Annotated in this window: 22 protein-coding genes; 6 read left to right on the top strand and 16 right to left on the bottom strand. The window is 72.7% G+C overall.

Going from position 1 to position 24535, the window contains the following annotated elements:
* The first annotated feature begins 22 nt into the window (after positions 1 to 22).
* Positions 23 to 430, top strand: a complete 408-nt coding sequence (locus AB0M30_RS31605) for a hypothetical protein (protein ID WP_103336986.1) — start codon at positions 23 to 25, stop codon at positions 428 to 430.
* Here the strand turns inward: AB0M30_RS31605 and AB0M30_RS31600 are convergent.
* Positions 408 to 1757 (bottom strand): MFS transporter, encoded by a 1350-nt coding sequence (locus tag AB0M30_RS31600; RefSeq protein WP_364591152.1) that lies wholly within the window; start codon positions 1755 to 1757, stop codon positions 408 to 410. The genes AB0M30_RS31605 and AB0M30_RS31600 overlap by 23 nt on opposite strands.
* A 108-nt stretch (positions 1758 to 1865) precedes the next feature.
* On the opposite strand from AB0M30_RS31600, the gene AB0M30_RS31595 reads away from it, so the two are divergent.
* The gene (locus AB0M30_RS31595) at positions 1866 to 2813 is read left to right on the top strand and encodes an AsnC family transcriptional regulator (protein ID WP_364591149.1); all 948 of its coding nucleotides are present in this window, start codon (positions 1866 to 1868) and stop codon (positions 2811 to 2813) included.
* 81 nt (positions 2814 to 2894) lie between these two features.
* Here the strand turns inward: AB0M30_RS31595 and AB0M30_RS31590 are convergent, their stop codons facing one another.
* Positions 2895 to 3071 (bottom strand): zf-HC2 domain-containing protein, encoded by a 177-nt coding sequence (locus tag AB0M30_RS31590; RefSeq protein WP_103336984.1) that lies wholly within the window; start codon positions 3069 to 3071, stop codon positions 2895 to 2897.
* A 313-nt stretch (positions 3072 to 3384) separates the two neighbouring features.
* Between AB0M30_RS31590 and AB0M30_RS31585 the strand changes: the two genes are divergently transcribed.
* Together AB0M30_RS31585 and AB0M30_RS31580 are read left to right on the top strand one after the other, a co-directional pair.
* Entirely contained in the window at positions 3385 to 3633 is a 249-nt protein-coding gene (locus AB0M30_RS31585; RefSeq protein WP_103336983.1) for a hypothetical protein, read from the top strand.
* Positions 3634 to 3930: 297 nt separating this feature from the next.
* On the top strand, positions 3931 to 4779 hold the full coding sequence (locus tag AB0M30_RS31580) for a glycoside hydrolase family 19 protein (RefSeq protein ID WP_364591324.1): 849 nt from the start codon (positions 3931 to 3933) through the stop codon (positions 4777 to 4779).
* A gap of 39 nt (positions 4780 to 4818) precedes the next feature.
* On the opposite strand, the gene AB0M30_RS31575 is transcribed toward AB0M30_RS31580, so the two are convergent.
* The 7 genes from AB0M30_RS31575 to AB0M30_RS31545 form a co-directional block, all read right to left on the bottom strand.
* Complete coding sequence (locus AB0M30_RS31575) at positions 4819 to 5565, bottom strand: alpha/beta fold hydrolase (RefSeq protein ID WP_364591145.1); 747 nt, start codon at positions 5563 to 5565, stop codon at positions 4819 to 4821.
* A gap of 107 nt (positions 5566 to 5672) precedes the next feature.
* Positions 5673 to 6506 (bottom strand): carbohydrate-binding protein, encoded by an 834-nt coding sequence (locus tag AB0M30_RS31570; protein ID WP_364591143.1) that lies wholly within the window; start codon positions 6504 to 6506, stop codon positions 5673 to 5675.
* A gap of 74 nt (positions 6507 to 6580) precedes the next feature.
* Positions 6581 to 7408: an AraC family transcriptional regulator gene (locus AB0M30_RS31565; RefSeq protein WP_364591140.1), complete on the bottom strand. Its 828-nt coding sequence runs from the start codon at positions 7406 to 7408 to the stop codon at positions 6581 to 6583.
* A 202-nt stretch (positions 7409 to 7610) separates the two neighbouring features.
* Positions 7611 to 8759 (bottom strand): thioester domain-containing protein, encoded by a 1149-nt coding sequence (locus AB0M30_RS31560; protein WP_364591137.1) that lies wholly within the window; start codon positions 8757 to 8759, stop codon positions 7611 to 7613.
* A 194-nt stretch (positions 8760 to 8953) separates the two neighbouring features.
* On the bottom strand, positions 8954 to 9784 hold the full coding sequence (locus AB0M30_RS31555; protein WP_364591134.1) for a serine hydrolase: 831 nt from the start codon (positions 9782 to 9784) through the stop codon (positions 8954 to 8956).
* A 159-nt stretch (positions 9785 to 9943) separates the two neighbouring features.
* Complete coding sequence (locus tag AB0M30_RS31550) at positions 9944 to 13441, bottom strand: GTP-binding protein (protein WP_364591131.1); 3498 nt, start codon at positions 13439 to 13441, stop codon at positions 9944 to 9946.
* A gap of 128 nt (positions 13442 to 13569) precedes the next feature.
* On the bottom strand, positions 13570 to 14487 hold the full coding sequence (locus AB0M30_RS31545) for an aminoglycoside phosphotransferase family protein (protein ID WP_364591128.1): 918 nt from the start codon (positions 14485 to 14487) through the stop codon (positions 13570 to 13572).
* 46 nt (positions 14488 to 14533) lie between these two features.
* Between AB0M30_RS31545 and AB0M30_RS31540 the strand changes: the two genes are divergently transcribed.
* On the top strand, positions 14534 to 15610 hold the full coding sequence (locus tag AB0M30_RS31540; RefSeq protein ID WP_364591125.1) for a HAMP domain-containing sensor histidine kinase: 1077 nt from the start codon (positions 14534 to 14536) through the stop codon (positions 15608 to 15610).
* A gap of 112 nt (positions 15611 to 15722) precedes the next feature.
* Positions 15723 to 17006, top strand: coding sequence for a phosphopyruvate hydratase (eno, locus tag AB0M30_RS31535; RefSeq protein WP_364591122.1), 1284 nt, complete (start codon positions 15723 to 15725; stop codon positions 17004 to 17006).
* A 40-nt stretch (positions 17007 to 17046) separates the two neighbouring features.
* Here the strand turns inward: eno and AB0M30_RS31530 are convergent, their stop codons facing one another.
* From AB0M30_RS31530 to AB0M30_RS31500, 7 genes are all read right to left on the bottom strand, one after another.
* Positions 17047 to 17478, bottom strand: coding sequence for a S26 family signal peptidase (locus tag AB0M30_RS31530; protein ID WP_364591119.1), 432 nt, complete (start codon positions 17476 to 17478; stop codon positions 17047 to 17049).
* Complete coding sequence (locus AB0M30_RS31525; RefSeq protein WP_364591116.1) at positions 17475 to 19292, bottom strand: ABC transporter ATP-binding protein; 1818 nt, start codon at positions 19290 to 19292, stop codon at positions 17475 to 17477. The genes AB0M30_RS31530 and AB0M30_RS31525 overlap by 4 nt, the downstream gene beginning before the upstream one ends.
* Before the next feature lie 2 nt (positions 19293 to 19294).
* On the bottom strand, positions 19295 to 19798 hold the full coding sequence (locus tag AB0M30_RS31520; protein ID WP_364591113.1) for a TlpA family protein disulfide reductase: 504 nt from the start codon (positions 19796 to 19798) through the stop codon (positions 19295 to 19297).
* Positions 19798 to 20298, bottom strand: a complete 501-nt coding sequence (locus AB0M30_RS31515) for a MauE/DoxX family redox-associated membrane protein (RefSeq protein WP_364591111.1) — start codon at positions 20296 to 20298, stop codon at positions 19798 to 19800. Before AB0M30_RS31515 ends, AB0M30_RS31520 begins: the two co-directional genes overlap by 1 nt.
* Before the next feature lie 70 nt (positions 20299 to 20368).
* Entirely contained in the window at positions 20369 to 20536 is a 168-nt protein-coding gene (locus tag AB0M30_RS31510) for a hypothetical protein (protein ID WP_014467740.1), read from the bottom strand.
* A gap of 221 nt (positions 20537 to 20757) precedes the next feature.
* Positions 20758 to 23190 (bottom strand): tetratricopeptide repeat protein, encoded by a 2433-nt coding sequence (locus tag AB0M30_RS31505; protein ID WP_364591108.1) that lies wholly within the window; start codon positions 23188 to 23190, stop codon positions 20758 to 20760.
* A 67-nt stretch (positions 23191 to 23257) separates the two neighbouring features.
* On the bottom strand, positions 23258 to 24424 hold the full coding sequence (locus AB0M30_RS31500) for a GDSL-type esterase/lipase family protein (RefSeq protein ID WP_364591105.1): 1167 nt from the start codon (positions 24422 to 24424) through the stop codon (positions 23258 to 23260).
* Positions 24425 to 24535: the final 111 nt, after the last annotated feature.

The raw sequence follows: 24535 nt of genomic DNA, 5'->3' as shown, positions 1-24535 counted from the left end.
CAGGCACGAGGACGGAGAAGCCGTGGCGGAGTGGGGCGATCTGGTCGCTTACATCAGGGAGTCGTACCGGGTGGTGCGCGACGAGCCCGACGAGCTGCGCATCCGCCTCGTCTTCGGCGACGATCCCGACACCGAACAGCGCGCCCAGATCGTGGTGATCGCCCGCGAGATCCTCGACCAGCGCGAGGACTGGGTGCAGATCGCCACGCCGTTCGCCCGCCACGACGAGGTCGACCTCCTGGAGGTGCTGACCGAGGTCGGCGAGGCGATCGTCGTGGGCGGGCTCGCGGTGATGGGCGAACACGTCGTGCTCCGGCACTCGCTGCCGCTGATCAACCTCGACATCAACGAGTTCACCGATCCGCTCGAGCTGGTCGCCGGCGCGGCCGAACTGCTGGAACAGCAGTTCACCGGCCGCGACGACTACTGAGTTCCGGCGCGCTGCCCTCCTTGCGAGCGGTGAGCGGAACCACCGCCACCGCGGCGGCCACGGCGAGCGCGGCACCCAGGCCGAGCGCCGCGGCCGCCGTGCCCGTGCCGAGGTAGAGGCCGCCGAGCAGGGCGACGCCCAGGGTGCCGCCGAGCTGCTGCACCGCGTTGAGCAGCCCGGCGGCCGAGCCGGTCTCGTGCGGCCGGACCCGGCTCAGGGCCGCGGTGAAGAACGGCACGGTGAACGTCCCCATCCCGAGCCCGCACAGCGCCAGCGCCCACGGGTAGGCGCCCACGCCGCCGGCTTCCATGGCGAGGACCCCCGTGACCAGCAGAGCCAGCCCGGCGAACATCACGCGCGAGCCGAACTTCGGCACCAGCCGGGCGCCGGCGACGTACGACGACACCGCGAGGCCCGCCGAGAGCGGCAGCAGCGTCAGGCCCGCGGTGCGGACGTCGGCGCCGGACCCGAGCTGGAGCTGCATCGGCACGACCTGCATCAGGCCGGTCATCACCGCGAAGAACAGCAGCGACCCGGCGAGCGCCGCCGGGAACCCGCGGTGGGCGAACAGGCTCGGCTCGACCAGCGGCGCGGCCGCGCGGCGCTGCTGGAAGCCGAACACGACCAGCAGCACGGCTCCGGCCGCGAGCAGGCCCCAGTCCGTCCCCGCGGGATCGATCAGCGGGTAGACGAGCAGCCCGGCGCCGCCGACGACGAGCAGCGTGCCGGTGACGTCGAGCCGGGGCCGGGTGGCGGCGCGGTCCTCCCGCAGCAGCCGCGCGGCGACGAGCACCGCGAGCCCCAGCGGAACGTTCACCAGGAACACCGCCCGCCACGACACCGCCTGCGTCAGCAGGCCCCCGAGCAGCGGCCCGGTGACCGCGGACAGGCCCATGACCGGCCCGATGGTGCCCAGCGCCTTGGCGAGTTCGCCGCCGTCGAAGAGGGCCCGGATGAGGCCGATGGTCTGCGGGATGATCAGCGCGGCCGCCGCGCCCTGCACCCCGCGGGCCGCGATCAGCGGCCCGGCGGCCGGGGCGGCCGCGCAGGCCAGCGACGCGAGCACGAAGCCCGCCACACCGATGCGGAAGATCCGGGCCCGGCCGAAGATGTCGCCGAGCCGGCCGCCGGTGATGAGGAAGGCGGCGAAGGGCAGCGTGTAGGCCGCGCTGAACCAGGGGATGCCGGCGGCCGGGCCGCCCAGGTCGGCGTGGATGGCCGGGCCGGCGACCTGGACGATCGTGGCGTCGAGCAGGTTCATCGCCTCGGCGACGAGCAGCACGGCCAGTGCGGCCCAGCGCCGCCGGTCACGCGTGTTGGTGGGCAAGGGTGGCTCCTTTCGTTCGACGCCACCCTGACAACTCGGCCGCTCGACGTTCCATCTTCTGGCCTGAGTTAGCAGATTTCTTCCGTCTCATGCGGTTCAATGAGGGATATGATCACCCTGGATGCCGTCGATCGCGCGCTGATCCACGCGCTGCACGTCGACGGCCGGGCGCCGTTCACGAAGATCGGCGACGTTCTCGGCGTCTCGACGCAGACGGTGGCGCGGCGCTACCGGCGTCTCCGCGCGGAGGCGTCGCTGCGCGTCGTCGGCCTGCCGGACCCGCAGCGGGCGGGGCAGGCCGAGTGGATGGTCCGGCTGACGGCGACCCCGCACACCGCGCAGGACCTCGCCCAGGCGCTGGCCCGCCGCGCCGACACGGCGTGGATCAAGCTGATGTCGGGCGGCACGGAGATCTGCGTGAACGTGCACACGCCGGCCGCGAGCGACCACGCGTTGCTGCTGCGCGACATCCCGCGCACCGCGAGCATCACGGCGGTCTCGGCGCACCAGCTGCTGCACCGCTACTTCGGTGGCCCGACGGCGTGGCTCGGGCGGGCGAACGCCCTCGACGCGGCCCAGATCGCGGCCCTCACGCCGGTGCACGCGGGCCCCGGCAAGCCGCTGACCGCCGACGACGACGCCCTGATGGCGGCGCTGCAGCGCGACGGCCGCGCGGGCCTGGCCGAGCTGGCCACGGCGACCGGCTGGTCGGCGGCGACCGTCGCGCGCCGCCTGGCCGACCTCCAGGCGGGCGGCACGGTGTTCTTCGACCTGGAGATCGCCCCGGAGCCGCTGGGCGTGACGACGCAGGCGCTGCTCTGGATGGCGGTGGCGCCGGCCCGGCTGGACCGGGTGGCCCGGACGCTGGCGACGCACCCGGAGCTCGCGCTCGTCGCCGCGACGACGGGCCCGGCGAACCTGGTCGCGCAGGCGCTTTGCCCGGACGCGGCCGCGCTGCACCACTACCTGACGCACCGGCTCGGGGCGCTGGACGCCATCCGCACCCTGGAGACGGCGCCCGTGCTGCGGACCGTCAAGGCGGCCGCCTCGCGCTGAGGGGCGCCGGCGATGGTGCTTCGGCGCAGGTCAGGATGGTTTCCGCCGGAGACGGCACCCCGGCAGCGCCCCCGCGGTGTCCTAAGTGGACTTGACGTCGACCAGGTGGTCCAGCATGCCGCGGACGGCTTCGAACTCCCGGACCTCCTGGCGACAGTCCGGGCACGCCGAAAGGTGCCGCTCCACCCGGGCCGTCTCGGCGGCGTCGAGCAGCCCCAGGCTGTACGCCCCGAGGTCGGTCCGGTCGTACCGGCCCATGGATCGCGTCTCCGTTCCGCGTCCTGTGAAGAACGCCCGCACTGTCCCGATGTCTCCAGGGTCCTGAGCGGGACGCGCCATCGGCGAAGTTCCCCGGTTTTCTACCCGAACGGCCGACAACTTCAGGGGGCGAACAGCCCATGTGAGTGACACCGATGGTCACGGAGTTCACCCGTCCGAACACGGAAAGCTTTTGTGCCCCCAACTTCACCGATTCGGCGTCATGGGTCCCCGGCTCGCTCGTCGGACTGGCGTCGGACCGGAATTTCCCGGCTTCGACCTGGGCAAGAAGGCGATCCGAAAGAGGAGAGCGATGACCGTACGGAGCCACCGGGCGGACGACGTCGTGGACGAGGTCGGGGTGTGGCTGGCCGGGGAGTTCGCGGGGCGTCTCCCCGCATCGGAGATCGACCGCGTCGTCCGGACGACGCGGCTCGACCTCGAGGGGAGCATCGCGCCGGAGGAGCTCGGGGAGATGCTCCACCGGCTGGGCCGGGCGAGACTGCAGCGCATCCTGCACGTCGCCCCGGTCGCGCAGCTGAGGATTCCCCAAGCGCGGTGACGTGCCGGGCGGGCCACGCGGCTTCGGTGCCGCGTCGCCCGCCCCGCGGCGCACCCGTTCTCCAAAACGTCACCAGGGACGTTCGCGCACAACCCTTGCCCGCGGCACCCGAGCAACCTTGACTGGACTAGACCAATCTGCTCTAGTCACGGTGTCACGTTCGTCTCGGCCGGATGAGCACCCCCACCCCTCGACACCGGGCGCCTGCGCGCCCGGGTTCCGTCGTGGCCGAAGGAGTGAGTCTTGAGAAGACGCCTTGTCGCGGTCCTGTCCGCTGTTGCCGCCGTTGCCGGGCTCGTGTTCGGCGTGCCCGCCGTCACCGGGCACGCTTCGCAGGCGGCCGCCGCCTCGTGCAGTGCGCCGAACTGGGTGGCGGGCCAGTGGTACGACGTCGGTGCCGTCGTGCGGTACACCAACGGCGGCTACTACCGCGCCAAGAACGCCAACCCGGGCTACGACCCCGTCATCAGCACCTGGTACTGGGAGCCGTTCAGCTGTGGCGGCGGCACCGATCCCGGCAACCCGGGCGCCTTCGTCGTGAGCGAAGCCCAGTTCAACCAGATCTTCCCGGGCCGGAACTCCTTCTACAGCTACAGCGGCCTCACCGCGGCGCTGTCGGCCTACCCCGGCTTCGCCACCACCGGCAGCGACACCGTGAAGAAGCAGGAAGCCGCGGCCTTCCTCGCCAACGTCAACCACGAAACCGGCGGTCTCGTCTACATCGTCGAGCAGAACACCGCCAACTACCCGCACTACTGCGACTGGAACCAGCCCTACGGCTGCCCCGCCGGCCAGTCCGCCTACTACGGCCGCGGCCCGATCCAGCTCAGCTGGAACTTCAACTACAAGGCCGCCGGTGATGCGCTCGGCATCGACCTGCTGGGCAACCCCTGGCAGGTCGAGCAGAACTCGGCCGTCGCCTGGAAGACCGGGCTCTGGTACTGGAACACCCAGAGCGGCCCCGGCTCCATGACCCCGCACAACGCGATGGTCAACAGCCGCGGCTTCGGCGAAACCATCCGCAGCATCAACGGCTCCATCGAGTGCAACGGCGGCAACCCCGCCCAGGTCGAGAGCCGCGTCTCGAAGTACCGCCAGATCGCGTCGGTCCTCGGCGTCGACCCCGGCGCCAACCTGTACTGCTGAGCCGGCGGGCGGGCGGGGGCCACCTCCCCGCCCGCCCGCTCAACCGGCGAGCCGGTCGGCGATCAGCCGGATGACCGCCGCCGCTTGGTCGTTCAGGTAGAAGTGGCCGCCCGGGTACGTCTTCAGCTCGAAGGCCGCCGACGTCCGCTCCGCCCACTCCCGCGCTTCGGCCTCGGTGACCTTCGGGTCCTGGGCGCCGACCAGCGCCACGATCGGGCAGCCGACGTCGGGGCCGGGCCGGTAGTGGTAGAGCTCGGCGGCCTTGTAGTCGCTGCGCAGCGCGGGCAGCACGAGGCTGCGGATGTCTTCGTCGTCCAGCACCGACGTGTCGGTGCCGCCGAGCCGCTTGACCTCGGCCAGCAGTGCTTCGTCGTCCTTCTCGTGGATCCGCTCGTCGCGGGGCGCCGACGGCCCTCGCCGCCCGGAGACGAACAGGGTGAGCAGCTTCGTGCCCCGCGCTTCGAGCCGCCGCGCGACTTCGAAGGCCAGGCTGGCGCCCATGCTGTGGCCGAAGAACGCCACCGGCCCGGTGGTCTCCGGGGCGAGCACGCCGGCCAGCCGGTCGGCGAGCACGAACAGGTCGTCGACCGGGGCTTCGGCGTGCCGGTCCTGCCGGCCGGGGTACTGCACGGCCAGCACCTCCACCGCGGGCGCGAGCGCCGCCGAAACGGGGTGGAAGTAGCTCGCCGCCCCTCCGGCGTGCGGGAAGCACACGAGCCGCGCCGACGCGGACGGCGCCGGGTGGAAGCGCCGGACCCACGCGGAGGCGTCGAGGGAAATCGTCATGGCCCCCAATCTGGCAGGCCGCCGGGCCGGCGTCGACCCCTGACGTGCGCGGCAGGCCCCCGGGATGCGGCCGGGAGCCTGCCGGGTGCCCGATCAGCCGGGCAGCGTCACTCCGCCCGCCACAGCGCCGGGACGGCCGGGGGTTCCCAGCCGGGCTGCGCGGTGTGCGCCTGCAGGCAGACGTAACCGCGGCCGCCGTAGGTGACCCGGGCGCCCGCCGTGTACGCGGTGCCCACCGCCCACGAGGTGCCTCCGGGCGGGGTGGAGGTGGTCGGCGTGGAGGACGTCTGCGTGGGCCGCGTGGACGTCGGTGTCTGCGCGACGTCGAGCACGAAGTCGAAGGCCGCTTCCTTGGCGGAGCCGTTGTCGCGCACGGTCATCAGCAGCCGCGCGTCGAAGATCGTGTCGGTGTTGTTGCGCGGCTCGCCGGGGAAGTAGAGCTGCGTGGTCACGACCGGCCGGCCGGGTGCCTGCACCTTCACGTGGATGTGCCGGGTCCGGCCCGGGTAGAGGCCCGGCACGATCGTGGACAGCGTGAACGCGCCCTGGGCGTTGGTGTACTGGTGCCCGCGGAAGGTGTAGCCGGTGTTGTCGTAGGCGCCGTTGACGTCGGCCTGCCAGAAGTCCAGCAGCGCGCGGTTGACCGGCAAGCAGGCGCGGCCGAAGACGTAGCCGGTCACGGTCAGCCGGGTGCCCTGGGTACCGGGCGTGACGAGGTTGGTCCGTTCCGGCGAATTCGGCTTGAAGTACGGCCCCTCGGTCTGCTCGATCGTCGGATCGTCGTCGTCGTGGCACGCCGGTGTCAGCTCCGGTGCCGTGCCGCCGACGGCGTTCGCGCGGGCCAGCGCCGGGCCGCCGAGCAACGCGACCGGCGCGGCGACACCGGCGGCGAGCGCGGCCTTCAGCACCGTCTTGCGGCTGAGCTTGTTCTCCTCGTCCATGCCTGCTCCTCGTGGGATCGGGGGATCCCTCGAACGTAGGCAGCGCACGAGCGGGCGGCGATGGACTGGATCGGTCAGTCGTGGTGCTTCTCCCCGCCGCGCCGGAAGTCACCGGGGCTCAACCCGGTCTCGCGGCGGAAGAACCGGCAGAAGTAGGCCGGGTCGGCGAACCCGACGCGGCTCGCCACCTGCCGGACGGTGAGGTCCGTCCGGAGCAGGAACCGCTGCGCCTCCCGGGTCCGGGCCTCCCGCAGCAGCTGCGCGGCGGTGCGGCCGGTCGCGGCCTTCACCGCTTCGGTGAGGTGCCCGGGGCTGACGCCGAGGCGTTCGGCGTGCGCGCGCACCGACCACGGCCCCGGTCCGGGGCGGCCGGCGAGCCGGACGAACTCCGCCGCCACCGCGCCGGCGGGTGCGGGTGACGGCGTTCCCAGTAGCCGTCCCGCCCGCACGACCAGGACGTGGACCAGCGCTCGCAGCACCGACTCCGTGCCCGCACCGCCGCGGCGGTACTCGTCCTCGAGGTCGGCGACCAGCCGGGTGACCTGCGCGTCGGCGTGCTCGTCCAGGTGCAGCCACGGCCGTTCGCTCAGCCGCCGCAGGAGTTCGCGATCGGCCGGGTGGTCGAGGAGGAAGTCGTCGGTGAACACCACGACGTGCCCGGTGAGGCCGCGGACGCCGGCCCACTGGTGCACCTGCCCGGGCGCGATGACGCCGAAGTGCGGTGGCCGCAGCGGCCAGCGCGCGGTGTCGACGACGTGCGCGCCGGTGCCGCCGGTGACGTGGACGAGCTCGTGGAACGTGTGCCGGTGCGGGAAATCCGCGCGGGACAGCGGCCCGATCGCGTCGAACGTGCCGACGGCGAACGGGAGCGTGTGCGGGGCGGGGACCTCGAGGCGGTGCATCGGCAGCTCCCCCGGCCGCGGAGGCCGGCAGGGCGTCCCGGGCGGAACCGTCGTACCGCGCATGGCCCGCAAGTCTAAGTCGGTCCCCGCGCGATTCGCCGGTTTTGCCCCGATGATCGCAATCCGATCGTCGGGTACCGGACAGCAGAACGGGGCTGGTCCACAGTGGACCAGCCCCGCCCGGTGGTACTGCGTTACCGCGTCACGCGCGGCTGCGGCGCCGGTTGAGCAGCAGCATCAGCGCGCCGCCGCCGAGCAGCAGGCCGCCGATGCCGAACGGAACCGCGGCGTCGACACCGGTGTTGGCCAGCTCGCCGCCACCGGAGGGGGCCCCGCCGGGCGTGCTCGGCACGGTGGTGGCCGGGGCGGCGGGCGCCTCGGACCAGCTCGCGGCCGCCTTCGCGGCCACCTCGGTCTTCTCCGAGTCGGCGACGATCAGCGACTGCGCCGGGTGCTTCGCGTAGTTCTCCGCGACGAACAGGCGGCCGGTGTCCACCTCGCCGGTGGACTTGAGCGAGAACGAGCCGTTGCCCGGCTTGGCGCCGGCCGGAACGTCGACGAACAGCTTGCTGCCGTCCTTGATGTCGGCGGCCTTCAGCTCCTTGCCGTCGGCGTCGGTGATCTTGACGCCATCGGGCAGCTCGGTGGTCAGCGACGTGATGACACCGTTCGTGGCGACCTGGAACGGGCCGATCCTGGTGCCGGCCTTGCCCTCGGTCTTCGGCCCCGCGATGTCCAGGGCCGGCTTCGGCTGGGCGCTGATGCCCGTGTTCTGGTCGCCGATCAGGTAGCTGTACAGCGCGGCGACGTCGGCGTTGGCCTCGGCGGGGTTGTCCTGGAGCAGCGGCTGCTTCAGGTTGAGGTTCACGCCATCGCTGAAGTGCCACGCCGCGGCCTGCGTCCCGGTGATCGCCTCGAACTCGGTGAGGCCGTCGTGGACCTTGACGCCCTGCTTGGCGAGCTCGGCTTCGACCGCGTCCAGCCCGAGAGCCGGGTAGCCGTGGTGCAGCACCCAGTTGATCTTGGCGCTGTTCTTGTTGAACGGCGAGCCGGCGTTCGGGTACTTGTTCCAGGGCGTCTCGAGCATGTCGACGTCGGAACGGACGTGGGTGTCGAACTCCACGCAGTAGAGCTTGAGCGACTTGCCGTCCGACAGCTTGAAGTCGAACAGCTTGGCGTAGGGAGTCCCCTTGTCGGTGTTGACCTGGTAGGCCTGCGTGCTCTTGGCATCGTCGACCCGGCCGCGCGCGGCGCCGTCGTCCGCGAGGGCGGAGGGGGCGCTGACCATGACCGCGGCGGCCGCGGTGAGCACCGCGATCCCGCCACGCGCGAAAGCTGACCTGACCTGCATAAATCTCCTATCCGAGCCCGAACCACGCCGTTAGGGCCGCGTGAGATCACCAACCCCGACCACGGCGGCCACCGATTCGGGTGAGTGATCACCCGGTCAAGCGAATCGCAGCATACACAGACCTCACGGAGGGCTACACACGGTGCCCCCATAAACACCATTCACTTCGAGAATCCCCTGAATGGGGCGCGAATTCAGGCGCCGAAATACCCGCCGAACAGGATTTCGGCGATCTTCGTGGTGGTCTCCCGGCCGACCTCGTCGCCGCCGGAGATCACCCGGGTGTCGTTCATCAAAGCCAGGGTGTACCGCTCGCCCGGCCCCGCGAAACCGACGGAGTTCATGATCCACGAACCGTCGTCGTTGTCGTCTGACCAGCCGTTCTTGTTCCCGGGCCGGGCGGCGGGCCCGGCTCCCCAGACGCCCCACTGCTGGTTGGCGTCCACGGTGCGCAGTTCCCCGACGAGGTGGTCGCGGAGCCGCGGGGGCAGGGCCAGGACGTATTCGATCAGCCGGTCCAGGTCGTCCGCCGTGGTGCGGATCCAGCCCCAGTGGTGCGGGTGGCGATCACTGAACCGCATCTCGGTCATTCCGTATGCCGGAAATCGCCGCGCGAACTCGGCTTCGCCGCCGAAACGGGTCCACAGCGCGTGGGCGGCGGCGTCGTCACTGGAATGGAGCATCCGGTGCATTGCGTCGCGGTCCCCGGCGGTCAGCTTGATCGCGCCGGAGTCCTCCCGCAGCAGCAGGTCGACGGCCATCGCCAGCTTCGGCGTCGAGCAGGCCCAGATCAGCGTGCCGGCGGCCGGGCTGCGGTGGACGGCGCCGGTCCGGCGATCCCGGAGCACGATCCCGGTCACCCCGGGCCGGCTGTCGGCGTAGGCCTGCGCCCGCGCGATCCGCGCCCGCAGGTCCGGGCCGAAGGGGTCGGCGTCCCGCGGGCCACCGCCACCGCCCCTGCCGGCGGCCGGCGACGGCGCCAGCGCGAAGACCGCCAGCAGCGCGGCGAGCAGGAGCTTGCCCATGGAGTCTCCCGGGTGAAGGCGAGCGGGTGGTTCCGCCCCGAAGACTCGCACGGACGACGGGGCGCGGCGAGCCCCGCGCCCCGCTCGGCTCGCCCGGCAGCGGTCGAGGCCGCCGTGCTGTCCGGCACGGCGGCCCCGACCCCGATCAGCGCGTAGGCCCTACGGGTTGACGGTCAGGAGATGGGCCCGGAAGCCCTCGCCGTAGGTCTTGGTCGGCGTGCCGGTGTAGTCCTCGATCAGCACGTTGCCACCGCTGCAGCCCCACGGGTTCCACGTCCAGGCCGTGTAGCCGAGGTTGTGCGCGTCCAGCCAGGCCAGCACCTGGTCGACGTAGTCGTGCCCGCAGCTGTTCTGCCCGATTTCCCCGGCCTGCACCGGGACCTGGGCCGCGACCGGCCCGATCTGGCTGTCCCAGCAGGACACCGTGACGCAGGCGTTGAAGTTGTACGAGTGCCAGGACGCCATCAGGTTGCCCGCCGGGTCGGCGGGCCGGTAGGTCAGCCACTGCGTGAGGTCGTTGGTCCAGGTGAGGCCGGCGGTCATCACCACGTTCTTGGCGCCGGTCGCGCGGACCGCGTCGACCAGCTCCTGCATCCCGGCGACCGGGTAACCGATCCCCGTGCAGGTGCCGCCGTCACGCAGGCACTTCCACTCGGCGGCCGCGTCGGCCCAGCCGCCGGCCGCGTCCGGGTAGGGCTCGTTGAACAAGTCGAACACCACGGCGTCGTCGCCCTTGAAGGCGGTGGCCACCTGGGTCCAGAACGCCGGCGCGTACTGCCGGTCGGGCATCGGCTTCTGGCAGGTCGCGTTGACGTCGGTGCAGGCGGAGGAGTTCCCGGTGTACTGGCCGTGCGTCCAGTGCAGGTCCAGGATCGGGTTGATCCCGTTGGCCTCCAGCAGTTTCGCGTAGTCCTTGACGGCTTGCTGGTAGGGGGCGCCGCTGGGCGAGCCGGACAGGCCGAGCCAGCAGTCCTCGTTCAGCGGGATCCGCACGGCGTGGATGTTCCACGCCTTCATCGCGTCGACCGACGCCTGGTCGACCGGGCCGCTGTCCCACATGCCCTTGCCCTGCACGCAAGCGAACTCGCCGCTGGACCGGTTGACGCCGAGCAGCCGGTAGGTCTTGCCGGCGGCGGTGAGCAGCTTGTTGCCCGAAACGTGCAACGCGGGCGCCGGGCCCGGCGGTGGCGTCGTGGTCGTGGTCGTGGTGGGCGTCGTCGGAAGCGTAATGGGCGTCGTGGCCGTGGTCGGCGGTGTCCCGGTGCACGCGGCGCCGTTGACCGCGAAGTCGGTGGGCGTGGTGTTGGTGCCGCTGTAGGAGAAGTTCGCGCCGGTGTTGACCGAACCGCCGGCCGGGATGGCGCTGTTCCAGCTCGCGTTGGTCACGGTGACCCGCTTGCCGGACTGCGTCCACGTGCCCATCCAGCCCTGCTGGAGGGTCTGGTTCCCGGCGTAGGAGTAGGTCAGCGTCCAGCCGTCGACCGCCGCGGAGCCCAGGTTGGCGATCCCGACGGTGAGGCTGAAACCGCTTCCCCAGTCGTTGGCCGAGTAGGTGACGCGGCAGGCGAACGCGGCACTCGTCTCACGCGCGGACGACACCGCGGTCGTCGACGTCACGACCACCCCGGCGGCGACCGCGAGCCCGGCAACCGCAAGCACGGCAGGACGTTTTCCGGCTCTTCCCCACATCGGCACTCCCTTGTGCACACTGGCGGCGGAAGCTTCTGGGAGCGTTCCCAGAGCACGGTCACACCGTTGCTTCCCCGGCCCCGGGTTGTCAATCTCCCCCGTCGATAAAGCGGCCGATTCAGGCGAACAGCGTCCGGCGCGTTCGCCCATCGCACGCAGCCGCCTCCCCCGGCCGGAGTCCGTGCCCCGGCGCCACGGCCGCCACGGGCGGTAGCCGCCGGGTTCGGCCGTGAAGACGGCTTCCCCTTGGCCGAGGGCGGGCAACCGGCGCCGGAAAGCCGCGGTCGCGGCCGCCGGCAACGAGCCGCGCAGCCGGGCGACGCCGGCTTCGGCCACCGGCGGCTCGCACACCGCCTCGAGCTTGGCCAGCGCGATCACCGCCGCGCCGGCGACGTGCTCGGGCACTTCGAGGTCGAACCGGTCCACCGGCTCGTAGACGCGGGTCCGCGCCCGCGCGAACGCCAGCGAGAGCAGCCGCGCGGTGACTTCGCGGAAACCACCGGCCGTGCTGAGCGGCGGCTGGAACCCCGAATGGGTCAGGGTGACGACGCAGTCGGTGACCTCCCACCCGTGCGGGCCGCACCCCGCCGCGCGGTACACCGTTTGCTCGATGGCGGTGTGGAAGGCCCGCGGGAGCGAGCCGCGTTCGACGCCCAGCTCGTACCGGACGCCGCTGCCGGTCCGGCCCGGAGCCACCCGCAGCCCGACCGTGACGACCGGATCGGCCGGGCCGAGCCGGTCCAGGAACTGGACCGCTTCGCCCACCCCGACGGGCTTTTCGACGTGGATCGGCGCCGGCGGCGCGAAGGTGGCCACCAGCCCGAAATCCTCGCGCAGCCGCTCGAGGAGCACCTCGATCTGCACTTCGCCGTAGGTCCGGACCGACAAGGCGCCGCGGTCGACCCGGAGGCCGAGCAGCGGGTCCTGGTCGCACAGCTCCCGCAACGCCCGGTGCAGCCGGGTTTCCTCGCCGGGCCGCGCGGTGACGACCGAAACGAGCCCGGGCGGCGGGAACAACCCGGCGTCCGCCACCCCGTCCGGGGAACCGAGCCGGTCGTCGACCCGGACGTCGCCGAGGCCGGACAGCCGGATCAGGTCCCCCGCGTCCGCACGGGCGACTTCGGCGCCGGCGAGGGTCATCGCCGTTATCCGGCGCCGGCTTCGCTCGACCGTGCCGTCTCCGGTCCGCCGGAAGAGCTCCACCCGGTCGCGCACCCGCAGCGTCCCGCCGTGCACGCGGGCGTAGGCGATCCGGTCGCCGCCGCGGCCGCGTTCGATCTTGAAGACGGTCGCGCGGAGCCCGGCGCCCGGCACCGCGGTGGGCAGGAGGTCCACGATCGCGGTCACGAGCTCGGGCACGCCGGCGCCGGTCACGGCCGAGCCGAGGAACACCGGAAACGCCTCGCCGGCCGCCACCTGACGGCGGAAAAGGTCATCGGTGCTCCGCGGCCGCTCGCGAACGGTGAGCTCCGCGCGGCCGGCCGCCTCGACGGTCACCATCGGCACCATCGCGCGGGACAGCTTCTGCCGCAGGCTTTCGAGCACCCCGGCCGGATCGGCCCCGGCCTGGTCGAGCTTGTTGACGAACACCAGCGTCGGCACGCGCAGCCGGCGCAGGATGCGCCAGAGGATCCGGGTGCTCGCCTGGACGCCCGCGGGCCCGGAGACGACCAGCACGACGCCGTCGAGCACGCCGAGCGCGCGTTCGACCTCGGCGACGAAGTCGGCGTGCCCCGGTGTGTCGATGACGTTGACCGTACGGCCGCCGGCCTGGAAGGAGACCACGCCGGTGCTGATCGTGATGCCGCGACGCCGTTCGATGTCGAGGGTGTCGGTCTGGGTGCTGCCGTCGTCGACGCGGCCGAGCGCACCGACCGCGCCGGTGTCGAACAGCAGCCGCTCGGTCAGGCTGGTTTTACCGGCGTCGACGTGGGCGAGAATTCCGATGTTCAAAGAGGGTTCGGGCAATGAGGGCTCCAGCTTCCGCAACGCGTACTCGGGATTCGGCGGTGGTGCGGATCTGGCGCATGGTGCCCCTCACGGATCGATCGAAGCCGGCCCGACCGTAGCCGACGGATCGGCGGCAGGCCAACGGATTAACGGCCGGTCGAGTATTCGGCGAAGATTTCGCCGAGGACGCGATGCGCTTCCCCGGCCTCCTCGCCGGTCCGGGCCGCGGACACGAGCGTCTTCCAGAGCGCCCAGCCGCGTCCGCGCGCCCACGTCTCGTCGTCGACGGACAAGCGCTCGCGGAACGCCCGCCGGCCGTCGGCGGTCAGCAGCGTCCAGGCGATGGCCGTGTCGCAGGACGGGTCGCCGACCCCGCAGGTCCCGAAGTCGATGACGGCGGTCAGGTTCCCGTCGGCGAGCAGGAGGTTCCCGGCGGCGACGTCACCGTGGAACCAGACGTCCCGGCCGTCCCAGGGCGCGGCCAGCGCGGCCGCCCAGATCTCGCGGGCCAGGCCGGTGTCGATCCGGCCGCGCAACGCCGTGAGCGCGCGCTCGGCCTGCGGCTCGTAAGTCCGCAAGGTGGCGCCGCGGAACCAGTTGTGCTTGCCCGGCTGGGGCCCGTCGGTGGCCTCGACGTCCCGCAGGGCGGCCAGGAATCCGGCCAGGTCGGCGGCGAAGCGGACGGGGTCGGAAATCCGGCCGGGGGTAGCGGGTTCGCCGTCGAGCCACGGGTGAACCGACCACGGAAAAGGGTAATCCGCGCCGGGCCGCCCGTTCGCCAGCGGGACCGGGATGGGCAGCGGCAACCGGCGAGCGAGCACCGGGAGCCACCGCTGTTCCTTGCCGACCGCCAAGGCGTATTCGGCCGCGCTGGGCAGCCGCGCCACCAGCTCGTCGCCGACGTGGAAGGTGCAGTTGTCCCACCCGCCGCGGGACACCGGCCGGACCGGGAGATCCGCCCACCGCGGGAATTGTTCGCCGATCAACCGGCGCACCAGATCAGGGCCGACGATGCGGCGCTGCGGCACGGGACCGAGGTCCGGGACACCGTTCGGCTTGATCACGAAGAACAATATGCCAGCGATATCCCGCGCTGCCTACGATCCGCCCGTGCACAGGCGCTCCGGGCTCAGCGCGCGGCTGAAACTCACCATCAGCTACGCCGGGTTCCTCATGCTCGCCGGCGGGGTGCTGCTCGCCGTCGTGCAGGTGTCGCTGCTGCGCTATGTGCCGGACAACGACCAGGGCCTGCTCGGGATCGCTCCGAACCGGTACCTCCTCACGCGCATGTTCGCTCGCTCCGCGGCCATCGCGCTCGGCTTCCTGCTGCTGTTCGGGCTCCTGGGCGGCTGGCTCCTCGCCGGCCGGATGCTCGCCCCGCTCACCCGGATCGCGGACGCCGCCCGGCTGGCCGCGCACGGGTCGCTGTCCCACCGCATCCGCCTGACCGGCCCCGCCGACGAGTTCCGCGAGCTAGCCGACGTCTTCGACACGATGCTCGCACGACTCGAATCCCAGGTCGGCGAGCAGCAGCGGTTCGCCGCGAACGCCTCCCACGAACTGCGCACCCCGCTGGCCGTTTCGCAGGCCATCCTCGACGTCGCCGGCCGGGACCCGACCTACGAACGGGGCGAGCTCATCGCCCGGCTCCGCACGGTGAACACGCGGGCGATCGACCTCACCGAGGCCCTCCTGCTGCTCAGCCGCAGCGACCGGCGGCACTTCACCCGCGAGCCCGTCGACCTGTCCCTGGTCGCCGAAGAAGCCGCCGAAACGCTGCTGCCGCTGGCGGAACAGCGCCGGATCACGCTCGACGTCACCGGCAAGCCGGTCCACGCGAGCGGTTCGGTCGCGCTGCTCCTGCGCATGGCGACGAACCTCGTCCAGAACGCGATCGTGCACAACGTCCCGGACGGCACGGTCACCGTCCACACCGAGCAACGGCGCTACGCGAGCGTGCTGCTGGTCGAGAACACCGGCCGGCCGCTTCCGCCCGAGCTGGTCCCGACCCTGACCGAGCCCTTCCAGCGCGGCACCCGGCGGACACGCACCGACGAGCACGACGGCGTCGGCCTCGGGCTGGCGATCGTGCACAGCATCGTGCGGGCCCACGACGGGATGCTCGAGCTGGCTCCCCGCCCGGCCGGCGGCCTCCTCGTCACGGTCCGGCTCCCCGCCCGGCGGTGACGATCGCGGCCACAAATTTTTCGGGATCGATTCAGTAAATTCTGCTAGCCTCGCCACGTCTCGCGGCTCACCGTGGCGCCGCTCCCGCTCGACGAACTTCACGAGGAGTGCGATGACTGCCATCGTCGGTGTCAAGGGCCGCGAAGTGCTGGACAGCCGGGGCAACCCGACCGTCGAGGTCGACGTCGAACTGGCGGACGGTTCGCGCGGCCGGGCCGCGGTGCCCTCGGGTGCCTCCACCGGCACCCGGGAAGCGGTCGAACTGCGGGACGGGGACAAGACCCGGTTCCACGGCAAAGGGGTGCGCAAGGCCGTCGACGCGGTCAACACCGAGATCGCCGAGGCCATCGTGGGCCTGGACGCCGAGGCGCAGGCGACGGTCGACCGCGCGCTGATCGAGCTGGACGGCACCGCGAACAAGGCCCGGCTCGGCGCGAACGCCACCCTGGGCGTCTCGCTCGCCGTGGTCAAGGCGGCCGCGGCCGCCCACGGTCTCCCGCTGTACCGGTACGCCGGCGGCGTGTTCGCGCACCTGCTGCCGATGCCGATGATGAACATCATCAACGGCGGCGCGCACGCCGACAACCCGATCGACTTCCAGGAGTTCATGATCGGCCCGGTCGGCGCGACGACGTTCGCCGAGGCGGTGCGGATGGGCTCCGAGGTGTTCCACACGCTGCGCAAGTCCCTGCACGACGCCGGGCACAGCACCAACGTCGGCGACGAAGGCGGGTTCGCGCCCAACCTCAGCTCGGCCGACGAGGCGCTGGAGTTCGTGCTGCGGGCCATCGAGCAGTCCGGCTACACCCCCGGCGAGGACATCGCCCTGCTGCTCGACCCGGCCGCGTCGGAGTTCTACACCGGCGAGGTCTACGACTACACCGGCGAAGGCCGCAAGCGCAGCGTCGAAGAGCACGTCGGCTACCTCGCCGAACTCACCGCCCGCTACCCGATCGTGTCCATTGAGGACGGTCTCGCCCAGGACGACTACGCCGGCTGGAAGCAGCTGACCGACACCATCGGCGAACGCGTCCAGCTCGTCGGCGACGACGTCTTCTGCACCAACGTGCACCTGCTGACCGACGGCATCGAACGCGGCATCGGGAACTCGATCCTGGTCAAGGTCAACCAGATCGGTACCCTCACCGAGACCCTGACCACCGTCGAAACGGCCCACAAGGCGGGCTACTCCGTGGTCATGTCCCACCGCTCCGGCGAAACCGAGGACACCACGATCGCCGACCTCGCGGTCGCCACCAACTGCGGCCAGATCAAGACCGGCTCGCTGTCCCGCGCCGACCGCACCGCCAAGTACAACCAGCTCATCCGCATCGAAGAAGAGCTCGGCTCCGAAGCACGCTACGCGGGCGCGAGCACGATCAGCGGCCGCCGCTGAGCTCACCGCGGCCCGGAGGCGACCGGACCTCCGGGCCGGTTCACCCGCGGGAGACGTGGCGCACCACCACGCCGACGATCCGCTCCCGCGGCACGAACCCGTAGTGCCGGGAGTCCCAGCTGGCCGGCCGGTTGTCGCCCAGCACGACGGCGCAGCCGCCCGGCACCACCTCGCCGCCGAGGCCGTGCGCGTCCGGGTCGGCCCAGCCGGGCGGGATGCGCTCGCCCGCCACCGCCACCACGCGCTTGAGCAGCAACTGGTTCCCCACCGGCGCTCCGCTCGGCAGCCGCGGAAAGCGCAGCAGGGCCACCTGGCCGCAGCGCGGGCGGCGGGTCCGGCGCACCAGGACCCGATCGCCGGACAGCAACGCCGGGGCCATGCTCGAACCGTCCACTGTGGTCAGGATCAGCCGGCGGCGGACGACGAAAATCCCGGCGGCCGCGAGCAAGCCGACGAAAACCGGTCCCTTCACGACACCGCCTGGTAACCGTCGGCCTGCAGGCGGAACAGGCGCGCGTAACCACCACCGGTGGCGAGCAGGCTCTCGTGCGTGCCCAGCTCGGTGACCCGGCCACCCTCGAGCACGGCGATGCGGTCGGCGTCGCGCACCGCGCTCAGCCGGTGCGAGATGAGCAGGCTCGTCCGGCCTTGCCGGTGCTCGCGGATGCGCGCGTGCACCTCCTGTTCGGCCTCCGGGTCGAGGCCGGAGCTCGGCTCGTCGAGGATCATCAGGTCCCGGCCCTCCCGGACGAGCGAGCGCGCCAGCGCCAGCCGCTGCCACTGCCCGCCGGAAAGCACCACGCCGGCCGAGGTGTCCTCGGTGCCGATCTCGAAGATCCGGGTCAGCGGCGTGTCGTAGCCCCTGGGCAGGGCGGCGATCCGCTCGTGCGCGCCCGCCCGGGTCGCCGCTTCCACCAGCCGGGCCCGGTCGTCCAGCGCGGACAGCTCGCCGAGCCCGATGTTCTCGGCTGCGGTCATGTCGTAGTTCATGTGGTCCTGGAAGACGGCGCTGATCCGGTCGCGCAGCGAGGCGGGCGGCAGGTCGCGCAGATCGGTGCCGTCCCAGAGGATCTGCCCGCGCGTCGGGTCGTACATGCGGCACAACAGCTTCACGAGCGTGCTCTTGCCCGCGCCGTTGAGACCGACGAGGGCCACCGCGGCGCCGTGCGGGATGGTGAGGTCGACCCCGCGCAGCACCCACGGGTGGTCGTCGCTGTACCGGAACCAGACGTCACGCAGCTCGATCCCCTGCCGCAGCGCGGGAACGGTGTCGCCGGACCCGCTCGGCAGATCGGGTTCCGCGTGGACCACGGCGACGTAATGGGCGAACGACAGCAGCCGGGCCTGTCCGTTGGCGATCGACGACGCCAGCGTGCCCAGCGCGGCCTGCACCCCGGCGACGGCGGCCACGAACATCGAGACGTCGCCGGCGCTGAGCGACCCCTCACGCGCCGACGTGATCGCCCACCAGAGCCCCGCCCCGGCGACGGCCGCGCTCAGCGCCGTCAGGCCGCCCATGGTCCACAGCTCCCGTTCGTCCATGCGACGCTGGGCTTCGTTGGCGCTGCGGCGCTCCTCCATCAGCCGCGCGCGCAGGAACGCCCCGATGCCGAACAGCCGGATTTCGGACGCGGCGGGGATGCCGGTGAGCAGCTGGCTGTAGAAGAACTCACGCCGGGTGAATCGCTCGATGCGCCACTCCACCGCGGCTCGGCGCCGGGCCAGCAGCAGCTCGGCGAGCAGGGCGGGGATCGCGGCGGCCAGCACGACGCCGGTCATCGCCGGGCTCAGCAGGAGCAGCGAGCCGAGGAACCCGGCCAGGGAAAGCGTCCCGCTGAGCGTGCCGCCGACGCCGTCGACGATTTCCGGCATCCGGCCGCAGCTTTCCTGGGCCAGCCGCAGCCGGTCCTGGTAGGCCGGGTTTTCGAAGGTGCGCAACCCGACCTGGCGGCCCAGCGCGGCGAACAGCCGGTCGGTGGCGACCGTGCTCGCCGCGCGGCCGATCTGCGCGCGGACGTAGTGGACGACCACCGGCAGCGCGGCGACGGCGAGCCCGGTCAGCACCAGCGCCACGGCGAGGCCGCCGACCGCGCCGGTGCGCTCGACGAGCCGGTCGAGGACGAGCTTGGTCAGCCAGGCGGTGGCGATCGGGGCGGTGGCCGCGGCCGCCGTCATGGCCACGAGTCCCAGCAGCCGGGCGGGGCCGGACCGCCAGAGCAGCCGGGCGGCGGCCGCGCCCGCCGCCCGGACCTCGCCCGCGCCGATCCGGCGGTCCGGTTCGCCCACGGTCACCGTCCGGCGGGCACGGGCAGTTCGTGCACGCGGCCGGCGGTCGCGGTCACCCGCCCGTCCGCCACCACGTACAACGCGGGCGTCCAGGTGTTGCGGAACGCGGCGGCGACCGGGCCGCCGTCGAGTTCGGCCGTCACCACGTGGGCGACTTCGGCGAGCGCGCGCACGGTGTCCGGCTCGTCGCCGCCGAAGACGGCGAAGACGTTGTCGCGGCCCTGGGCGCGGGCGTAGGCGAGGAAGTCCGGCAGGGTCTCGTGGCAGGCGGCGCAGTCGGCGGAGAAGAACGCCACCGTGCCCTGGAGCCCAGCGAGGGTGAGCGGCTCGCCGGCGGTCGTGGTGACGGCGAACTCGCCGATCGCCGAACCGGGGCGCAGCACGAAGGGCGGCTCGGACATCCCGGCCGGCTGGGCCCGCATCCGGCGCAGGATCCCGACGGTCAGGAGCAGGTTCAGCAGGCACATCAGGCCCAGCAGCACCAGGGTGGCGACGACGTAAGGCATCAGGAACTCCTTGCGAACACGACGGCGATGTCGTCCATGGCGATGACGAGCACGGCCACCACCACACCGGCGGCGAAGGCGACGGCGGCCCCCGCGACGGGTGGCTGGTGCTCCGGCGCGAGCGCACCGAGGACGGCGAAGCAGATCAGCAGGGTGTTGCGGGCCAGGTGACGCGGGCCGATCGGGGTTTCGGTCGCGCCGAAGCAGCGGCACGGGGCATGCCGCCCGCGTCGCAGGGACGCGGCGATGGCGGCGGTGAAGGCCAGCAGCAACGCCGAGGCGAGGACGAAGCCGGCCGTCGGGGTGACCAGCACGAGGACCGCGGAAGCGAGTTCCGTGACCACGACGGCCACCGACACCGGCATGACCCACTTCGCGGGCATCGGCACCAGCGCGGGCACCGAGCGCGCGAACCCGCGGAAGTCCCGCAGCTTCGAAAAGGCCGAGGCGGCGAACACCACGGCGATCAGTGCCGCGCCGGCGGCCCGCAGGTACTCCATGGCACTCCATCCACACCGGGTGGTGTCCGCGGGGAAGGCGGCGGACACCACCCGGCACGCTCGGATCGGATCAGCAGCTGCTGCGGACCTTCGACCACTCGCAACCGGTCTGCGGGCAGCAGAACCGGTACCAGTAGCCGGGGTGGCCCTGGGCGTTGCAGAAGTACAGGCCACTGCAGGCGGAGGCCTTCGCAGTGGGCACCACCCGGTTCAGCACGCGGTCGATCAGGCGCCCCATGGTTTTTCCCTTCGACGGTGAGTGTGTCCGCGGTGTGGGACGCGCTACCGCGATCCCGCACCGGCTGCGAGCATCGCGGCCGGTGCGGCCGCGGGCAGCAATCCCGGACGAACCCGGACGCCGACTCGGCCCGGCGGCCACGGAATAGCCCGCACCTGCGGGGATATCCGTCGATTCCGGCAGGCCCCGCCCGCGCCTGCCACCCATTCCGCGGCCCCCCGTCACCCGCCGGCCGCCACCGAGCACTCCACTCCCGCGGCGATCTCCGCCGATTCCGGCAGCGCCAGCTCCCGGTGGTGCTCCCGGGCCGCGAGCCAGTGCGGCCGGGCACGCTCCGGGTCCCCCAAGGCGGTCAGCGCCCGGGCCAGGCCCGTGTGCGCCCGGGCCGCCGCGTGCAGGCTCCCCAGCTCCACCGCGATGGCCAGCGCGCACTCGTGCGTCGTCCGCGCGTGCTCCGTCCGGCCCAGTTCCATCGACGCGTCCGCGAGGCACAGCAACGCTTCCACGTGCAGGTCGCGGTCGCCCGTCTGCTCGGCGATCGCCGTGGCGCGGCGGAAGTAGCCGCAGGCCTGCGCGGGACCGCCCGAACGCAGATGCGTGTCGCCGATGTTGAGCAGGGTGCGTCCCGTGTCGCACAGGTCGCCGGTCTGCTGGTCGATGGCCAGCGCTTTCCGGTGGCTCTCCAGCGCCTCGGCGTACCAGCCCAGCCGGCCGTAGACGAAACCGAGGTTGGTCAGCGCGGTCCGTTCGCCGGCCCGGTCGCGGAGCTCGCGGGCCAGCGTCAACGCCTCCCGCAGGAACCCCGCCGACCGCACGAAGTCGGCGTTCCAGGACGCGATCGCGCCAAGCGTGCCGAGCGCCCGGCACTCGCCGGAGCGGTCTCCGGCGCCGCGGAGGCAGTCCAAAGCCTCCTCGGCGTACCGCGTCGCCACCTCGTAGCGGCCGACCTGGCTGTGGGTGGCCGCGAGGCTCACCAGCGCGTGCCCGCGGGCGGCCGGGTCGGCCGATTCCGCCGCGCTCGCGTGCAGGACCAGCGCTTCGCTGATGTAGCCGCCGGTCTGCAGGTACCGGAACAGCAGCCGCGACAGCAGACCCGCGTGGCCGGACGGCACCCCGTGGACACCGGCGCCGATGAGGTTGGCGCGTTCGGCGTCCAGCCACGCGGTCGCCGGCTCGCGATCGGTCAGCGGCGGGATCGGCAGGCCGGGGTCGGGGACGCGCGGCCGGTAGGCCCGCATCCGCGGCGCGTACTCGTCCATCGCGGTGGCCGTGGCGAAGGTGTAGTAGCCGAGCAACCTCGTCAGCGCGGCCTTCCGGCCGGCGGGGGCGTCCTCGTCCTCGGCCCGCGCCATCCCGAACGCGCGGATGAGGTCGTGCAGCTCGAACCGGCCCGCTTCGCCGCGCCGCACCAGGTGCGCGGTGACGAGCCGGTCCACGATCCGGGTCGCCTCCGCCAGGCCGGTACCGGCGAGCGCGGCGATGCCGTAGGCGTCCAGGTCCGCGCCGGGGTGCAACGCAAGCAGCCGCAAGACCCGCCGCTCCGGCTCGGCGAGCTGGTCGTAGGACAGGCTGATCGACGCGTCCACGGCATTGTCGAGCCGCAGGTGCGCGCGCCGCTGCTCGAGCCGCTCGAGGTGGTCGGCCAGCAGCCACGGCCGGTGGGCCGGCGCGGTCATCCACAGCGCGGCGAGGCTCAATGCGAGCGGCAGCCGGCCGAGTTCGGCGGTGATCCGCCGGGCCACGGCGGGTGCCTGGTCGACCCGCTCCGCGCCGACGGTGCGCCGCAGGTACGCGAGCGCGTCGTCCGGGCTCAGCACGTCCAAGGGCACCGGCGTGGCCCCGGCCGGCCCGGCGAACACCAGGCGGCTGGTGACGAGCACCGGGCCGCCCCGCTCGCCGGGCAGCAGGGGGCAGATCTGCTCCTCGCTGCCCGCGTTGTCGAGGACGACCAGCAGGCGCCGCCCGGCCGATCGTTCCTGGTAGACCCGCGTCTTGCCGGCCAGGTCGGCGGGGATGGCGTGCCCGGGCACGCCGAGCAACCGCAGGAACGAGTCGAGCGCGGCGGCCGGATCGACCGGCGGCCGGCCGGGGTCGGGGTCGAACCCGCGCAGGTTCACGAACAGCGCTCCTGCGCACCGGCCCGTGCGCAGGAACTCGTGGCCGGCCTGGATCGCCAGCCCGGTCTTGCCGACCCCGGCCATGCCCGCGATCACCGCCACCCGCCCGCCCGCGCCGTCGCCGAGCACCGCACCCAGCCGCGCGAGTTCCGCCCGGCGGCCGGTGAAGTGCGCGACCGCCTCCGGCAGGCCGAGCTGCGCCTGGACGAAGGTCGCCGCCTCCGCGCGGCCGCGGACCACCCGCAGCACGTGCTGCCAGTCGCCGACGTAACCCGGGTCCGGGTGCAGCACCTCGACGACGGCCAGCAGCAGATCGGTGTTGGGCCGCGCCCGGCCGGTCTTGAAGCAGTCGGCGACGGTCGTGCGGGCGGTGCGCTCGCCGGGCGGCCGCCCGGCAGCCGTCCAGAGCCGGTTGACGCGCTCGGCGATCTGCGCGTACGACGGGCCGCCCGCCCACGCCTTGAGCAGCCGCAGCTGCGCGATGAGCTCGGCCAGCGTGCGTGCCTGACCGGGATCGGGGGGTTCGGTGAACGCCATCCCGCCATGGTGACCGCGTTCACCCGGCCGGCGTCCCGGTTTTCCGGAGATCGCCGCCGGGTCGGGATCAGCCGAACAGCGCCAGGTCGATCGAGCCGGCCAGTGCCCGGTAGCCCGCGTCGCTGCCGTGCAGGTGGTCACCGGAGTGGAAATCCTCCCGGATCCGGCCGGGGTGGTCCGGGTCGCGCCAGACGGCGTCGAAGTCCAGCACCGCGTCGAACTCGCCGCCGGTGCGGATCCACTCGTTCACCACCTGGCGTGCGATCTCGCACCCCGGGGTGAAGGCGTCGGCGCCTTCGAAGGGCGCGATCGTGGTGGCGTAGACCCGCACCCCGCGGTCACGCGCCCGCGTCACCAGCTGCCGGTAGCCGGCGATGACGTCGTCCGCCGTCACCGGGGCGCCGGGGAACACCTTCAGGAAGTCGGCGAGCGGACCGTCGTCGCGTGGGGCGAAGGAGATGGCGAGGTCGTTGCCGCCCACGGACAACACGACGCAGCCGAGGCCCGGCGTCGCCAGCACGTCCCGGTCGAAGCGGGCCAGGACCGCGGCCCCGACGCCTTCGTTGAGCAGCCGGTTGCCGCTGATGCCCTGGTTGACGACGAAACCCGCGCCCCGCGCGGCCAGCAGCTCCGGCCAGCTGTGGTGGGTGTCCGGAGTGGACCCGGCGCCGTCGGTGCGCGAGTCGCCGACCACGACGACGGCCGAGGCCGGAGCGTCGGGGACCACGTCGACCGCGGAGATGAGCGCCCGCACCGGCAGGACCGTGGCGTCCGTCGGCAGCAACGAAGCCGCGACGGCGTCGCCCGGGATCGTCCAGCCGGTGTCGAAGACGGGTTCGTGGCACGTACAGGTGTCCACGCGCCCGGGCAGGTAGAGGCTGACGGACAGCTCGGTCAACGCCGCCGCGGGCAGGTCCACCGGATCGCTCAGCATCGGTGCGCCCGTCGGAATGGTGACAGCGGTGGCACCGGAGAACGTCAGCACGCGCCCGTCCCGCACGCCGCCGCCGGGCACCGCGAAGCCCACTTGCGCCGCGCCGATGGTGACCGGCGCGGTCCCGAACTCGTTGGTGAAGCGGACGCGCACCCGGCGTCCGCCGCCGCTGAGCCGCACCACCTGGCGGAGCGTCACGTCGGCGAAGGGCGGGTGGTCGTCGAGCGAGCCCAGCCCGCCGTACGGCGATTGGGGCGAGGCGCCCCAGCTGCGGACCCAGCCGATGTTCGTGTCGGTCATCTGTTGCCTCCCGTGGTCGTGCTGACCGCCGAAGGCTGCGGTGGGCCGCGCACACGGGACGCACACCGCGCTCACACGGCCGCCCTCGTTGAGGCCACGCGGCCGGGCGCG

It is taken from the genome of Amycolatopsis sp. NPDC051716, from assembly GCF_040681595.1.
In the GTDB taxonomy this organism is placed as follows: Bacteria; Actinomycetota; Actinomycetes; order Mycobacteriales; family Pseudonocardiaceae; genus Amycolatopsis.
Note: the sequence above shows the minus strand (reverse complement) of the source record. Positions and strands in the feature narration are given on the sequence as shown.

What these genes read in the sequence shown, in the direction of transcription:
- AB0M30_RS31510 (WP_014467740.1), bottom strand. Translation starts at nt 20,536, where the DNA reads ATGGGGCGCCTGATCGACCGCGTGCTGAACCGGGTGGTGCCCACTGCG.
- AB0M30_RS31505 (WP_364591108.1), bottom strand. Translation starts at nt 23,190, where the DNA reads ATGGCGTTCACCGAACCCCCCGATCCCGGTCAGGCACGCACGCTGGCC.
- AB0M30_RS31555 (WP_364591134.1), bottom strand. Translation starts at nt 9,784, where the DNA reads ATGGGCAAGCTCCTGCTCGCCGCGCTGCTGGCGGTCTTCGCGCTGGCG.
- AB0M30_RS31565 (WP_364591140.1), bottom strand. Translation starts at nt 7,408, where the DNA reads ATGCACCGCCTCGAGGTCCCCGCCCCGCACACGCTCCCGTTCGCCGTC.
- AB0M30_RS31500 (WP_364591105.1), bottom strand. Translation starts at nt 24,424, where the DNA reads ATGACCGACACGAACATCGGCTGGGTCCGCAGCTGGGGCGCCTCGCCC.
- AB0M30_RS31595 (WP_364591149.1), top strand. Translation starts at nt 1,866, where the DNA reads ATGATCACCCTGGATGCCGTCGATCGCGCGCTGATCCACGCGCTGCAC.
- AB0M30_RS31570 (WP_364591143.1), bottom strand. Translation starts at nt 6,506, where the DNA reads ATGGACGAGGAGAACAAGCTCAGCCGCAAGACGGTGCTGAAGGCCGCG.
- AB0M30_RS31590 (WP_103336984.1), bottom strand. Translation starts at nt 3,071, where the DNA reads ATGGGCCGGTACGACCGGACCGACCTCGGGGCGTACAGCCTGGGGCTG.
- AB0M30_RS31560 (WP_364591137.1), bottom strand. Translation starts at nt 8,759, where the DNA reads ATGCAGGTCAGGTCAGCTTTCGCGCGTGGCGGGATCGCGGTGCTCACC.
- AB0M30_RS31515 (WP_364591111.1), bottom strand. Translation starts at nt 20,298, where the DNA reads ATGGAGTACCTGCGGGCCGCCGGCGCGGCACTGATCGCCGTGGTGTTC.
- AB0M30_RS31585 (WP_103336983.1), top strand. Translation starts at nt 3,385, where the DNA reads ATGACCGTACGGAGCCACCGGGCGGACGACGTCGTGGACGAGGTCGGG.
- AB0M30_RS31520 (WP_364591113.1), bottom strand. Translation starts at nt 19,798, where the DNA reads ATGCCTTACGTCGTCGCCACCCTGGTGCTGCTGGGCCTGATGTGCCTG.
- AB0M30_RS31575 (WP_364591145.1), bottom strand. Translation starts at nt 5,565, where the DNA reads ATGACGATTTCCCTCGACGCCTCCGCGTGGGTCCGGCGCTTCCACCCG.
- eno (WP_364591122.1), top strand. Translation starts at nt 15,723, where the DNA reads ATGACTGCCATCGTCGGTGTCAAGGGCCGCGAAGTGCTGGACAGCCGG.